Annotated in this window: 15 protein-coding genes; 7 read left to right on the forward strand and 8 right to left on the reverse strand. The window is 48.7% G+C overall.

The window, feature by feature from the left end; all coding sequences use genetic code 11:
- Positions 1-26: 26 nt before the first annotated feature.
- From rhaD to rhaB, 3 genes are read right to left on the reverse strand one after another with little or no spacing between them, the layout of a single operon-like run.
- Positions 27-851, reverse strand: coding sequence for a rhamnulose-1-phosphate aldolase (gene rhaD / locus K9N75_RS06505; protein WP_008812717.1), 825 nt, complete (start codon positions 849-851; stop codon positions 27-29).
- Between the two features lie 24 nt (positions 852-875).
- Positions 876-2,132, reverse strand: a complete 1,257-nt coding sequence (locus K9N75_RS06510) for an L-rhamnose isomerase (protein ID WP_224452384.1) — start codon at positions 2,130-2,132, stop codon at positions 876-878.
- A complete protein-coding gene (gene rhaB, locus K9N75_RS06515) occupies positions 2,129-3,550 on the reverse strand; it encodes a rhamnulokinase (RefSeq protein WP_248846514.1) in 1,422 nt (473 codons plus the stop codon). The genes K9N75_RS06510 and rhaB overlap by 4 nt, the downstream gene beginning before the upstream one ends.
- 389 nt (positions 3,551-3,939) lie before the next feature.
- On the opposite strand from rhaB, the gene rhaS reads away from it, so the two are divergent.
- From rhaS to K9N75_RS06535, 4 genes are all read left to right on the forward strand, one after another.
- Positions 3,940-4,761 carry an HTH-type transcriptional activator RhaS gene (gene rhaS / locus K9N75_RS06520; RefSeq protein WP_008812720.1) on the forward strand — a complete coding sequence of 274 codons (822 nt, stop codon included), beginning with the start codon at positions 3,940-3,942 and terminating at the stop codon, positions 4,759-4,761.
- A 134-nt stretch (positions 4,762-4,895) separates the two neighbouring features.
- Entirely contained in the window at positions 4,896-5,756 is an 861-nt protein-coding gene (gene rhaR / locus K9N75_RS06525) for an HTH-type transcriptional activator RhaR (RefSeq protein ID WP_064574659.1), read from the forward strand.
- Between the two features lie 72 nt (positions 5,757-5,828).
- A complete protein-coding gene (locus K9N75_RS06530) occupies positions 5,829-6,746 on the forward strand; it encodes an aldo/keto reductase (RefSeq protein ID WP_008812722.1) in 918 nt (305 codons plus the stop codon).
- 119 nt (positions 6,747-6,865) lie between these two features.
- Positions 6,866-7,318: a GNAT family N-acetyltransferase gene (locus tag K9N75_RS06535; RefSeq protein WP_039187158.1), complete on the forward strand. Its 453-nt coding sequence runs from the start codon at positions 6,866-6,868 to the stop codon at positions 7,316-7,318.
- Between the two features lie 6 nt (positions 7,319-7,324).
- Here K9N75_RS06535 and K9N75_RS06540 read toward each other — a convergent pair whose 3' ends face one another.
- Together K9N75_RS06540 and rhaT are read right to left on the reverse strand one after the other, a co-directional pair.
- On the reverse strand, positions 7,325-8,749 hold the full coding sequence (locus K9N75_RS06540) for an arabinose isomerase (RefSeq protein WP_008812724.1): 1,425 nt from the start codon (positions 8,747-8,749) through the stop codon (positions 7,325-7,327).
- Positions 8,750-8,759: 10 nt separating this feature from the next.
- Complete coding sequence (gene rhaT / locus K9N75_RS06545) at positions 8,760-9,794, reverse strand: L-rhamnose/proton symporter RhaT (RefSeq protein WP_008812725.1); 1,035 nt, start codon at positions 9,792-9,794, stop codon at positions 8,760-8,762.
- Positions 9,795-10,204: 410 nt separating this feature from the next.
- Here rhaT and K9N75_RS06550 point away from each other — a divergent pair, with 410 nt between their 5' ends.
- Positions 10,205-10,528 (forward strand): hypothetical protein, encoded by a 324-nt coding sequence (locus K9N75_RS06550; RefSeq protein ID WP_008812726.1) that lies wholly within the window; start codon positions 10,205-10,207, stop codon positions 10,526-10,528.
- A gap of 57 nt (positions 10,529-10,585) precedes the next feature.
- Here the strand turns inward: K9N75_RS06550 and K9N75_RS06555 are convergent, their stop codons facing one another.
- Positions 10,586-11,008 carry a rhodanese-like domain-containing protein gene (locus K9N75_RS06555; RefSeq protein WP_039187153.1) on the reverse strand — a complete coding sequence of 141 codons (423 nt, stop codon included), beginning with the start codon at positions 11,006-11,008 and terminating at the stop codon, positions 10,586-10,588.
- A 109-nt stretch (positions 11,009-11,117) separates the two neighbouring features.
- Between K9N75_RS06555 and ftrA the strand changes: the two genes are divergently transcribed.
- Positions 11,118-12,095 carry a transcriptional regulator FtrA gene (ftrA, locus tag K9N75_RS06560; protein ID WP_064574657.1) on the forward strand — a complete coding sequence of 326 codons (978 nt, stop codon included), beginning with the start codon at positions 11,118-11,120 and terminating at the stop codon, positions 12,093-12,095.
- Between the two features lie 117 nt (positions 12,096-12,212).
- Positions 12,213-12,410, forward strand: coding sequence for a twin-arginine translocase subunit TatE (gene tatE, locus K9N75_RS06565; RefSeq protein WP_008812729.1), 198 nt, complete (start codon positions 12,213-12,215; stop codon positions 12,408-12,410).
- A gap of 181 nt (positions 12,411-12,591) precedes the next feature.
- Here the strand turns inward: tatE and lipA are convergent, their stop codons facing one another.
- The gene (gene lipA, locus K9N75_RS06570) at positions 12,592-13,557 is read right to left on the reverse strand and encodes a lipoyl synthase (protein ID WP_004096414.1); all 966 of its coding nucleotides are present in this window, start codon (positions 13,555-13,557) and stop codon (positions 12,592-12,594) included.
- Positions 13,550-14,221 carry a lipoyl(octanoyl) transferase LipB gene (gene lipB, locus K9N75_RS06575; RefSeq protein WP_224452385.1) on the reverse strand — a complete coding sequence of 224 codons (672 nt, stop codon included), beginning with the start codon at positions 14,219-14,221 and terminating at the stop codon, positions 13,550-13,552. The genes lipA and lipB overlap by 8 nt, the downstream gene beginning before the upstream one ends.
- Positions 14,222-14,290: the final 69 nt, after the last annotated feature.

Below are 14,290 nucleotides of genomic sequence, written 5' to 3' on the forward strand. Positions count from 1 at the left end.
GCGCATGCGATCGGTCTTTCTAGCGCTTAATCCTTGAGTGCGGCGGCCATTGGCGTAACACCAAACCGTGCCGCCAATGCGATGAGCTCTTGGGTGGAGATGGTCTGTCTTTTTCCGCCCATAGACAGTACTTTCACCATGATTTCCGCTGATTTTTCGGCGGTATCAATTAGGCCAAAAGCATCGTCGAGCGTTGGGCCGCTGCCGAAAATGCCGTGGAATGGCCAGAGTACTAATCCATGCTCGCGCATCTGCTCTGCGGTCTGAGCGCCAATACCATCGGTGCCTGGTACCATCCAAGGTACGATGCCGATCCCATCAGGGAACACCACCAAACACTCGGTGCTGCCTTCCCATAAAAGGCGGGTGAATTTGGCATTGTCTAAGTCATGTACGTAACTTAGTGCAATTAAATTGGTGGCATGACAGTGCATAATGACGCGGTTATCGCCGCCGGTGACTTGCATGCGCACTATGTGTGACTGGAAATGTGCGGCGAGCTCTGATGTCGGTAACCCGCCTTTAGTCAGTCCCCAATGAATGTTGTAAGCCATACCATCTGCACTGACTTGTAATAGCACCAGATTTTCTTCCGGTGCGATTTGCACATTGCGGAAAAACTTCCCTGAACCGGTGACCAGAAACCAGCTGTTTGCCAATTCTGTTGCTGGCTGTGTCAGTTCAACGCAGCGCGGTTGAGCATTAAAGTCAGCGCGAAACGGCGCCACTTCTTCTTCTAAAAGACGCAGGCTGACATTACCGCCATTGCGTTCGTCCCAACCTTTTAGCCACATATCGCTGGTGGCCTTAATCATCCCCTGAACAAACCAAGAGTCGATGATGGATTGCATAGTTTTATTCCTTATTTTCAATAACTAACGCTGAGACAAAACCTGTTCTTCATATTCACGAACGGCATTCAACCAACGAGCGTCGGCGGGAACATCATTGCGCTGGCAATACATTTCCCATACGGCCTGCCATGGCAGTGATTTTTGCTCTTCCAGCAACGCGAGTCGCGCTGTGTAGTCGCCGCTTTCTTCCAGCTTGCGTAGATGCTCGGTCGGTTCTAACAGCGCGCGTAGCAGGGCTTTTTTCATGTTGCGTGTGCCGATAACCCACGCTGCGATGCGGTTAATGGAAGCGTCGAAGAAATCCAAACCGATATGCACACGGTCAAACAGATCGTGACGCACGATCTCATTGGCAATGGCCTGTGTTTCATCGTCGAGCAACACCACATGATCGCTATCCCAGCGAACAGGGCGACTGACGTGCAGCAGCAGGCGCGGTACATACAGCATGGCGCTGGAGATTTTGTCTGATATCACTTCGGTGGGATGGAAATGTCCCGCATCCAGACACAGGGCTGTCTGACGACTCGCGGCGTAACCGAGGTAAAACTCATTGGAGCCGACGGTATAGCTTTCAGCGCCGATGCCGAACAGCTTGCTTTCAACGGCATCGATATGATGAGCTGGATTGAGTTTTTCTGAGATGACTTCGTCCAGCGCTGAAGCTAAACGTTGACGCGGAGCCAGACGGTCAATCGGTGTATCTTTCATCCCGTCAGGGATCCAAATATTCATGACGGACGGAGTGCCTAGCTGCTCGCCAAAATAGGCAGAAATACGACGGCTGGCTTGGCAATGCTCAATCCAGAACTGACGTATTTCCGGATCGGAGGATGATAACGTGAACCCATCTGCGCTGAGCGGATGAGAAAAACAGGAAGGGTTAAAGTCTAATCCTAAGTGGTGTTTTTTCGCCCATTCAACCCAATGAGCAAAATGGCGAGGCTCGATTTTATTTCGAGCAACCGGCGTGTCAGACTCTAAATAAATCGCATGCAGATTAAGGCGTTTTGGACCAGGAATAAGCGAGAGCGCCATTTCCAAATCAGAGCGAAGTTCAGCGGCGTTACGTGCTTTACCCGGATAATTACCAGTAGCCTGAATACCGCCGGTTAGCGAGCCCTCTGGGTTTTCAAAACCGGCGACATCGTCGCCCTGCCAGCAGTGCATGGAAACAGGCAGTTGCTCCATCGTTTTCAATGCATTTTCAACATCGACGCCAACGGCGCTGAAACGCTGCTTTGCCAGTTCCCAAGCCTGATCGATTAAAGTGGTCATACACAAGTTCCTTTGAATTGGGCAGAGGTTTGCGCACCACTGTGAGTCTGTGGCGCGGATAAAGAATGCGGGTGGTTGGGGATGAAATGTTCTAAAGGGAAGTTATGCGCAACGATGCGGCGGAAATCAGCCACGTTAGCCACGTCGCCTAGCGCAATGAGCTGGCAACCGATATTGCCTAATGTGGAGGCCTCAACGGGGCCCGCGGTGACGTCTAGATTACATAGGTCAGCACATAGCTGATTGAGAAAACGATTCTGACTGCCGCCACCAACGATATGCAGGTGGCGGAGCGGCTTGCCGCGTAGCTCTTCGAGTTCTTTCGCCACCTGTTGATAGAGATTGGCTAAACTGTCGAAAATGCAGCGTGCTAATTCGGCTGGGGTTTCAGGAACCGGCGCTCCACGTTCACGGCAGTCATTCTGGATTTCCAAACACATGTTGTCTGGATTAATGAAACGTTCATCATTGGGGTTAATCAGAAAATATTGTGCTGGCTGTAAAGCGGCTTCAGCGATGAGGTCAGGTAGATATTGAACGTGCAACTCCTGCGTCGCGCGTTGTAGCAACCACAAACCCATAATATTTTTGAGGACTCGATAATGACCTTCAGTCCCCCCTTCGTTGGTGATATTAGCCTGTAGCGCCGCGTTATCAGTGAACGGTGTGACACTCTCGATCCCCATCAGTGACCATGTGCCCGAGCTAAGATAGGCTGCGTCAGGATCTTGTATTGGCGTTGCCATTACCGCGCTAGCGGTGTCATGTGTTGCAACGGCGACGACCGGCACGTTTTGCCCTTTAGGGCTATGCCAATAGCCGACGCGGTTGCCTGGCTGAGTCGGTTTCTGAAACCAGCGAGCGGGAATACCGGCATAGTTCAGCAAATCGGTATCCCAATCACCGGTATTGATATTGAGCAGTTGAGTGGTGCTGGCATTGGTGTATTCCCAATTCATTTTTCCTGTCAGTCGATAGTGCAGATAGTCAGGGATCAGCAACAAATGCTCGACACGATCCAATACCTCAGGCTGTTGTTCGCTGAGAGCTCGCAGTTGGTAAATCGTGTTAAAGGGTAAAAATTGGATACCGGTGCGTTGATAGATAAATTCGTGCCCCAGCGTTTTCTGTGCCTGAGTCATGACGCCATGGGTTCGGCTGTCGCGATAGGCTATGGGGTGTCCGACACGCTCACCGTTGGCATCAAGCAGCACATAATCGACACCCCAAGTGTCGATACCAATACTGTCTAGCAAGATTTTTTCAGCATCGATTTGTGTCAGCCCTGCGAGGATTTCACGCTCAATGCTATCGAGATCCCAAGTATCAAAACCATCGCGTGAGACTAGCTGGTTAGCAAAACGGCGAATCTCTTTGAGAGTCAACTTCTGAGTGCCGAGATGGTAGCTGGCTAGCATGACCCTCCCGCTTGAGGCACCAAGATCAATTGCGACAATATGGCGTGTGGTCATGTGGAACCGTCCGTCGTTTAACAATCTTATTAATCAATGACGGCCAGTGTAAAAACTTGCTTTGGAGGACACCTTCTCATGAATGCCAATGAAATACTGGTTTTGGCAATACAGCAAAGGTGAAAGTGAAGTTGGTCACATATCTTAGAGAGATCGCCCTGTGATGTTCGCCGCATTTCTAAATATTGGCGACGTTTTCTTAAATAAATGCGCGCTTAAAGTGGTTTTGGCGTCAAAAGTTTAAGGTTCGCATTGGCGCCTTCTTCTACTATCGCAATACAGAAGTGCTGGAGAAGTAACCAGTGCTGATACCCGAGACGATGAGGAGGTAGACCATGACTGTTTTGCACAGCATTGATTTTTTCTCTTCCGGCTATGCGCCCGTCGCGATAGAGCCGCGAGCACCGCAGCCTGAGTTTCCTGAGCACCATCATGATTTCTATGAAATCGTTATAGTGGAACAGGGCGCTGGCGTACATGTATTTAATGGTAATCCTTACACGCTTAACAGCGGATGTGTATGTTTTGTCCGTGACCATGACCGCCATTTGTTTGAGCATACGGATGGATTGTTTTTAACCAATGTCCTGTTTCGTTCACCGGATGCATTTAAATTTTTGTCAGGTGTTGAACAATTTTTGCCGAGCGAGCGTAACGGCGTTTACCCTTCGCATTGGAGAATCAGCCAGCAGGTATTGCAGCAGGTCAAAGTCTTAATGTCGAAGTTAGAGCAGGCGCCAGACAGCGAACGAGCCGAAGATATCGCCTTACATGAAAGCGTTTTTATGCAGCTAATTGTACAGCTTTGGCAAGGCTGCTCAGCGCAAATTGGTGATGACCAAGAAGGGCGTTTACGTCAGTTGCTCGATTGGCTACAAGACCACTATGCGGAGTCAGTGGAATGGTCAGAATTAGCCGATCGTTTTTCTTTACCGCTGAGAACGTTACATCGCCAGCTAAAAAATCATACAGGCATGACACCACAGCGTTATCTCACTCGACTGCGGCTTTTACAGGCTAGACATCAGCTTTGTCACAGTGATAACAGCATAACGGATATCGCTTACCAGTGCGGTTTCGGTGACAGCAATCATTTCTCTACCTTATTCAAACGCGAGTTTGACCAATCACCGCGGGCGTTACGCTGCCAGTCATAGCTTTCTACAATCTGACTTTGTGGTTTTTTATGCAGAAACCATAAAGAACAGATATGTGGAATAGAGAAAGCCGTCAACGTACGTTGCTGAAGATTTTGTCATACTGTCCGGCTATTTAAGAGTGGAGACAGGAGATGGGTAAGCTATTATTGCTCGAAAGTCGGGATTATCTACCATCCGAACAGATGCCTGTCGCTGTGGCAGATCGCTACCCGCAGCAGGTATTTGCTGAACATACCCATCAATTCTGTGAGATTGTTATTGTGTGGCGCGGCAACGGGCTACACATTCTTAACGATCGTCCTTATCGAATTACCTGCGGAGATATTTTTTATATCAACGCTGACGATTGCCATAGCTATGAGTCTGTTAATGAACTGGTATTGGATAATATTATCTACTGCCCAGAACGTTTGCGCCTGAATGCACAGTGGAATCTTCTGCTACCGCCCTTTGATGAAACGACGCGCCAGAATCATTGGCGTTTGAGTACGGGAGGATTAGCGCAGGCACGACCCATTATTGCTCAGCTGACGCAGGAAAGTCGTAAAAACGATGCGCTCTCTATGCAACTCACCGAGGCTTTATTGCTGCAACTCGCCATTGTGCTCAAGCGTTACCGTTATACTGCTGAAAGTGCACATTTACTCCCTGCGGGAGAACAGCTTGATCTGCTGATGGCATCCTTGCAAGGTGGGTTAGACAATCATTTCGATTTAGCGGCATTCTGTGCTGAGCATAAGTTGGTTGAACGTTCACTTAAACAGCTTTTCCGCCAACAAACCGGTATGACAATTAGCCATTATCTACGTCAATTACGTTTATGTCAGGCTAAGCGACTGCTGCGACGCAGTGAGTATCGCATTAGTGAAATCGCCACACGCTGTGGATTTGAAGACAGCAATTATTTTTCCGTGGTGTTTACCCGTGATGCAGGGATAACGCCGAGAGAGTATCGCCAGCGCTTTGTGACGGAACCTGAACGGGTGGTATAAACATGGGTAGGTATGTACTCTCAATAACATACGGGCAAGCACCGCGAGCCGTAAACCAGATAGGACAGTTTGATGAAACAAATTAAATTAGGTGGTTCTACTCTTCAGGTTCCAGCCATTGTCGTTGGATGTATGCGTATGGACGAACTGAAAGCGGTTGAAGCAGAAACCTTCGTGCAAACAGCACTCGATTTAGGCGCTAACTTCTTCGACCATGCGGATATTTACGGCGGCGGTGAGTGTGAGCGTATTTTTGCGCGTGCCGCTAAGCTAAATGACGACCGCCGCGAGAAAGTTTTTCTGCAGTCTAAGTGTGGTATCCGCAAAGGACTATTCGATTTCTCGAAAGCGCACATTCTCAAATCGGTTGACGGTATTTTAGAGCGCCTTGATACCGATTATCTGGATATGCTGCTGGTGCATCGTCCTGACGCGTTGATGGAGCCAGAAGAAGTCGCGGAAGCTTTCGATCATCTGCTGGATACTGGAAAAGTCCGTCGTTTCGGCGTGTCTAACCAAAGTCCTATGCAGATGGCGCTGTTGCAAAAATTTATGAGCCAAAAGATTTTAGCTAACCAGTTGCAACTGAGTATTACCAATAGCGGGATGATCCGCAGCGGTATTAACGTCAATATGGAGAACGCTTCAAGCATCGATCATGATGGTGAGGTGCTGAATTATTGTCGTTTAAATGATGTGACTATTCAGGCTTGGTCACCGTTCCAATACGGTATGTTTGAAGGCGTCTTCCTAGGAAATGCAAAGTTTCCAGAGCTAAACCAGAAAATTGACGAAATTGCAGCGCGCTATGGTGTTTCTAATACCACAATTACGACGGCATGGATCCTGCGCCATCCTGCAAATATGCAAATGATTTCTGGCACCATGAGCACCTCGCGCCTGAAGCAGATTTGTCAGGCTTGCGACATCACGTTAACCCGTGAAGAGTGGTATGAAATATATCGTGCTGCTGGCAATGAGTTGCCATAAAATTTGAACCGAATCCGTGACAGTAGCCAGAGGGGTGCTTCTGGCTATTTTTTATTTCTCTTTATCTCAATGCCGCGTAATATTTCGACCTGTTTATTTTCCAACCATGCTCCTTATTTATGATCCGTATCTTGCCGCTGTTTGAAGTCCCAGAGCATAGTGAACTAATAACCGACTGGCTGTTTCAGGCTTTTGGCAGCGAAAACAGTCGCGATTTTTTCGCGAGTATCGTTAACAGTAGTTTGCGGCCTGAAGGCTTGCCTGTCACATTTGTGGCCTTGCTCGATGATAAACCCGTCGGAACTGTGGGGTTGTGGCGCTGCGATTTGATTAGCCGCCAAGATTTGTATCCGTGGTTAGCCGCGCTCTATATTGATGAAAGTCAGCGAGGTTGTGGATTAGGTGCTCAACTCCAACATCATGTGGAAGCATTTAGCCGCCGAACAGGGTTTAGAGAACTTTATCTCTATGCGACCTTTGCCAATTATTATGAACGTTTTGGCTGGCAATATATCGGCGACGGGCTGGATTATCCAGACCAGCCCGTGCGTTTGTATCGCAAAGATATCTAAAGAAAATTAGATAATACGTTGGGTGCGCACACCTAATACATTGGCTAACTTCTCTAACTGTGATCCCCAGTGACCTAAGCCTATTGCGCAATGGTGTGCCGGCCCCGCTGTAGACCATGCTCGAGTGAAGTTTCGTGCTCCCATGCTAAAGCGGTAACGGCTATTGGTATTGCCGATATCCAACGTTTCTCCCTCTACCGACTCGCCCTCTGCGTATTGCAGCACGATTTCCCCACCGCGCGTTTCAACGACAGATAAAAAGGTGATCGGCCCATTTTTAACCGTCATTTGAATGGATACCCCACAGCCCGGTTTTCCATGATAGACAGGCAAAGGTACCAGTCTGACATCGCCTTCAGCCATCAGCGGGTGAGCGGGACCGTCGTGCCCCCAAAGCACCACATCGTCTTGGAGTTCAATGCCATAAGGTTCAGAGAAAGATCCTCCTGCGCCTAGTAATGAAAATATCTTCATCGCGATGACATTTTTAACTTCATACTCACCGGCAACAGGGATCTCTTTTTGTGTCAGCAGCGTATTGCCTGCAATCACGGAGGTGACGATGTTTTCATAGTCGTTCCCATGTTGTCCTTCGTAGTAGTAGGCCAAAGCGCCGAGATGATGTTGTTTAACCAACGCATCCAGCGCGCAGGCGGTATGGGCAGCACGCATCAGTTCTGATTCCGAGCATAGGGGATCAATCGTGAAGGCTTGGCTCATTTCTGTGCGTTTGCTATCTAACAACGCGGGCGTCGTATTTTGTCGCAGTTGATTGAGTTCGCACATTTCAAGGGGCTTGAAGCGTACGCCCAAACGGGCAGACAGATTGGTTAGGTTGCTGTAGACGTCATACATACCGTCATAATAATGCCCAAGTAAGCCGATTTGAGTTTTACTCAGAGCCATGCGTATCTGATAGGCGTTTAGCCACTCATCCAGTTCCGACCATACTTCGTCGTCGTTATGCAGTGCGCCAACTAAAAGTTGAAAGCCAATATTGGCGCGGTTAAAAACGTTAGCTAACTCGGGGGCGCTACAGGCCTGACAGTGCGCTAACCATTCCCCAGTACGGTCTCCACGATCGTCCATTTCTCTTATGCGCTGATAAGGAAGGCCGGTGTCTGGCTGTAGCGCAAGAATGAGCACGGGTTTTCCCAGTGCCTGAACCAGTGGCAATACGGTGGAGCTCAGTGCATAGGTGCTGATATAAAGCACGACCACATCCAAGGGGCGGTGGCGCATTTGTTCAAGTAGTTGATCCGTTGCGGTAACGGAGTCGATAAGTCCGCCGTTATGGATGTCATGTTGCTGTGCAAGACGTTGCTCAATTTCGCCAAGATAGCTTTCAAGGCGGCTTTTTAAGCCATGAAACTGCGGCCAGTAGGTGTCCAACCCGATCCCAAAAAGGAGAATATTTAATGGATGAGTCATCATTAACTCCTTATGACGCCATGCCAAGGCCGACAATATTGGCAGCGAGAATAATGATTAGGCAGCCTATGCACAGCACGCTAACCGGTTTTTTGCTGCTGCATTTCCATTCTTTGAGTAGTAGACCCACAATGCCGCCGCATAGCACGTAGAAGCTCATGTGTAGCATCCAACTCATGTAATCATACTTGGCTGGGATTTTTGCGTGTCCCCATGCGTAGAAGAAAAACTGCAAGTACCACATAAGACCGGCCAGCATCGAAAACAATACGTTGGTCACGATAAGCTTACGAGGCCAAGAAAAGTCAGCCTTGATGGAGATATTTTTTAGAGTCGCAAGGCGAATGAAGCAGTAGCCAAGGTTGATAAGCGCACCACCTCCCATAATAATCACATAGCTTGGTAACGCCACGTAGAGGGCATTAATACCGAGTGCTGCGGCAGCTTCATGCATAGGTTTAGCGGCATCCATTGCGAATGACATGCCCGCCGAAAAAATCCCGCACATGACGGCAAGCACTAACCCTTTTTTTAGGTTGAACTCTTCAGCACGGATTCCCATTGCGCGCTCTTTGAGTAAACCGGCATAGCTCACCGTTGCCACGCCGATAAGTGCGACGAATACACCTAATAGAGTCATGCGGCCGCCAGGAGTACCAAACAGCACGTCGATTCGGCCTTGCAGAATTGGCGTCATTAACGTGCCAATAATCAAGGTGATACCAATAGCAATGCCGATTCCCATCGACATCCCTAAATAACGCATTGTCAGGCCATAGTTGATATTTCCGATGCCCCACATGGCGCCAAACAGAAATACCGGTAAGAGAACAGCAAAGCTGAATGAGCCATAGTAGGCCCAGAAGTCGGGCAGCAAAATGTAGCTGACGAGCCAAGGAAGAATGAGCCAAGAAACGAATCCACCAATTGACCACATGGTTTCCCAAGACCAGTTTTTTACCTGTTTAAACGGCGCATAAAAACATGCTGCACTGGCTGCGCCCACCAGATGCCAGATGATGCCCAAAACTACAGAGTCGTTCATGAGTCCTATCCTTTTTTGTTATAAATGAGAGGCGACCGGTAGATGGGGTTTATGTGTAGGACGCCGCTTCTCTGAAGATTGGAGTCTAAATAGTGTTCAGAACGCGAACCTTCAGATGACTGCCGCAGGCATCTAGAAAATGGCAAAATTTAGTGGGTCGAGCAGATGTCGATCACAAAAGCATTTAAAAGCAGTGGGTTATTCTTGCTGCCAATTGACCGAGAGTAATAAGCGTGTATTTGTGAGAATTGAATGAAATATAAGAACTTTCCGATGAGCGGTGATTTCCGTAATCAACATTCGCTTTTAGCCAGCAAGCTAATTATGATTGCCGATGTAATCTATTTTTTGGTGCGTCGGAAGCCATTGGGTATACTCTATGGCTAACCTGTCGAGGGATGAGAAACGCGATGTCTGATTTGGAAGTGCAACTGCGTAATTCGCTAGCGGCTTTGGATGATCTTAAAGAAAGCTTTGAGCAACAGCGTCTCGTATGGCAACAAGAATGCGAAGGAATACGCATGCAGCTAGAGCAGGCGCGTCAGCGCGAGGCCGCGCTCTTGCAAAAGAATGAACAGCTGACTCGTAAACTAGTTGAACTGGGTTCATTGCCAGAAAATAATCCGTTATTAAAACAGTTCAAGATGGTTGGTGCTCACATTGAGGCTTTAGCTCAGGAGGCCACGGCTTTTAATAACTACATTTCTTCGGTGACCATAACCACACAAAGATAAGATTATCTATGTTTACATGGTGCATCTGAGCCGCTCGCTGTGAGCGGCTTTTTACGATTAGCAGCCGCATGTTACATTTTTTTGTGGCTCCCCAAAAAATGTAAAACCTTCATCTTGCCATCCCGTCATGCCTCCGATCATTTCTTTCACTGGATACCCCAATCGACTCAGCGCCAATGCCGCTTTTTGTGCACCGTTACAGTGTGGCCCAGCGCAATAAACCACAAACAGGGTGTGGCGGGCGTAGCGTTGATAAAGGCGTTGATCTATCTCTTTATGCGGCAGATTGATCGCTTGAGGCAGATGAGAGCGTTGATACAACTCTGGCGAGCGAACGTCGAGCAATACAAAATCTATATTTTGTTGCTGCAAGCTGTAATGAACATCTGAGCAGTCGGTTTCAAACTGAAATCGACGAGAGAAGTGGCGCTCAGCATCGGAAGAATCTGCTGGTGGAACATGGCTGACTAAGCTGGTCATCGTCTAAACTCCCTCGGTTGAATGAGTGACTACTGTATTGTTCATCCAGCCTTGCTTACAGTGGCAAATATGCCATATTTCCCAGTAAACCTGCCAATCATTGACCCCTATGGATAGAAACCCTGGTTTAGTAGCAACCTTAGCCTACGATGGCTTATGTAGTTTTGAATTCGGTATTGCGCTAGAGATTTTTGCTTTGCCGCGTCCCGAATTCGATTTCCCATGGTATCAGCACTGCGTGGTAGGTGTTGACGATGGGCCCATGCGAACCACCAACGGCGTGACGATGTTGGCTGAGCACGGGCTTGAATACTTAGCGCAGGCCAATACTATTGTCATTCCTGGATGGCGCGGGAATGACGTACCACCGCCGCCAGCATTATTAGAGGCTGTGCGAGCCGCATATAAGCGCGGCGTGCGTTTTATTACTATCTGCTCGGGTATTTTTGTATTAGCAGCCGCGGGGATACTCTCGGGTAAGCGAGTCACCACTCATTGGCGTTATTGCCAACAGTTAGCTGAACGTTATCCGGATGTTCAGGTGGATGCCGATGTACTCTACGTTGATAGCGGACAGATAATGACTTCGGCGGGGAGCGCGGCAGGGATTGATGCCTGCTTATATCTGGTTTCCAAGGATTTTGGGGTACAAATCGCGAATCGAGTGGCGCGCAGACTGGTTATGGCTCCTCAGCGTAGTGGGGGACAAAAGCAGTTTATTGCGCATTCTCTAGAGGTGAAAACACATGATGGTCTGTACCTGCTGTTAGAGAAAGTACAAACCAGCCTGCATTTATCGTGGAGCGTGAAAATGATGGCTCGTGAATCTAATATGAGTGAGCGGACTTTGGCTCGGCGTTTCGCAACGTCATTGGGGATGTCCCCCGCAAGTTGGCTTCAGCAGGCTCGAATGTCGCTGGCATGTGAGCAACTGGAATTGGGTAATAAACACATTGAGTCCGTTGCCGAGATGTGTGGTTTCTCAACCAGCGAAGGTTTTCGGCAAGCTTTTCGCCAACATTTAGGGATATCGCCTTCAGTTTATCGCCGCCGTTTTTCGCAGAACAATCCGTTAAGCGACGTCTAACTCTGTTACATATTCACATTGCTAATAGGGCTAAATTGGATATTAATAGATAAATTATGAAGAACGTTTTTTAGTCAGTCGGCTCTGTCGTCTGATGTATTCATTAAGAAGGTGTTTATGGAAGGTATCAGTATTACCAAATTGCTGGTGATTGCGGTTCTGATTGTTTTGCTGTTTGGCACTAACAAGCTGCGTACTCTGGGTTCAGACTTGGGGGCTGCGTTGAAAGGCTTTAAGAAAGCCATGAATGATGACTCAGCAAAATCAGGTGCAGATGCCGATAGTGCTGCACCCCGCGTTGACCATAAAGACTGATTCGGTTTTTCAGCGGTAGCTGAGTAGCCAATAAAAAAACCGTAGAGAGTGAGCCCTCTACGGTTTTTTCTATATAGTTTGCTAGAAATGAGGCCGCAGAGATATTTGCTCTGGCCTCATGGATTCTGGCTGTAGTCCTGTTCTCTTGTAAAAAAATATGTCTACAGAAACAGACTGGGTATTACTTCACTTCGACGCCCTTGGCCTGCAAGTCTGCGTGGTAAGAAGATCGTACGAACGGGCCACAAGCAGCATGGGTAAAGCCCATAGCCATAGCTTCTGCTTTCATCTCTTCAAATTCGTCAGGGCTTACGTAGCGCTGTACCGGTAGGTGGTGGCGACTCGGCTGCAGATATTGGCCGAGAGTTAGCATCGTGACTCCGTGTGCACGCAGATCGCGCATCACTTCGATGATTTCCTCATTTGTTTCCCCCAAGCCTACCATCAGACCGGACTTGGTTGGAATCTCTGGATGTGCCGCTTTGAAGTTCTCGAGCAGCTTCAATGACCAGTTGTAATCAGCACCTGGACGTACTTGGCGATAGATACGTGGAACGTTCTCAAGGTTGTGGTTAAACACGTCCGGTGGTGTTTCCGTTAAAATATCCAGTGCACGTTCCATGCGGCCGCGGAAGTCCGGCACCAACGTTTCGATACGAATGGTCGGGTTTTTGGCTCGAATGGCACGGATACAGTCGGCAAAATGTTGAGCACCGCCGTCGCGCAAATCGTCGCGGTCAACGGAGGTGATGACCACGTAACGCAGCCCCATATCAGCAATAGTTTGTGCTAGTTTTTCTGGTTCATTGGCATCTGGCGCAACTGGGCGACCATGTGCAACATCGCAGAACGGACAGCGGCGGGTACAGATAGCCCCTAAAATCATAAAGGTGGCCGTACCGTGGTTGAAGCATTCAGCCAAGTTAGGGCAGGAGGCTTCTTCACAGACGGAATGCAGGCCATTTTTACGCATGGCCGCTTTAATACCTTGAATACGACTGGAATCCGCGGGGAGTTTGATTTTCATCCACTCAGGTTTGCGCAGCAGCTGTTCTCTTTCTACGGCCACTGTTTTCACTGGGATAAGGGCCATTTTGTCTGCGTCACGGTATTTGACGCCGCGTTCCATCAGAATTGGTTTACTCATAATCGTGCGGGTTCCAGTTGCTTAACTCGGCTGATTGATAGCCCAGTATTTGAATAAATTGCTCGACCAGTGCCGACTGTACGTTTTCCAGCGTAACGTCGGGGTTCAGTGCGCTGATCTGTGTCATTTGCATGCCTGCGTAACCACAAGGGTTAATCCGGCTAAATGGGCCGAGATCCATGGCGGTATTCAGCGCCAGCCCGTGGAATGAGCAACCTTTACGGATGCGTAATCCCAGCGAGCAAATCTTTTTTTCACCCACGTAAACACCGGGAGCATCAGCTCTGGCATGTGCCTCGATGCTGAACTTTTCAAGCGTGTTAACGACGGTTTGCTCTATCGCGGTCACCAGTTGGCGAACGCCAAATTTGTTACGTTTCAAATCGACAAGGACATACATCACCTGCTGACCAGGGCCATGATAAGTGACTTGGCCACCGCGATCGCTTTGGATCACAGGAATGTCTCCTGCAGCCAATACGTGCTCGGCTTTGCCTGCCTGACCTTGTGTAAATACCGGATGATGTTGCACTAACCAGAGCTCATCGGGCGTACTTTCTGTGCGCTGGTCGGTAAAAGTATGCATGGCTTGTGATACGGGAACATAGGGCTGCAACCCTAGTTGACGCAGTATGATCTTGTCTTGTTGCAAACGAGTCATCATCCGGTTACAAAATTGGTAAAGCCATTATACCGAGATGCACCCTCAGCGACCAGTGCTGATCGTTCAAAA

Origin of the sequence: Hafnia paralvei, from assembly GCF_020150375.1 — a bacterium.
Taxonomy (GTDB): domain Bacteria; phylum Pseudomonadota; class Gammaproteobacteria; order Enterobacterales; family Enterobacteriaceae; genus Hafnia; species Hafnia paralvei.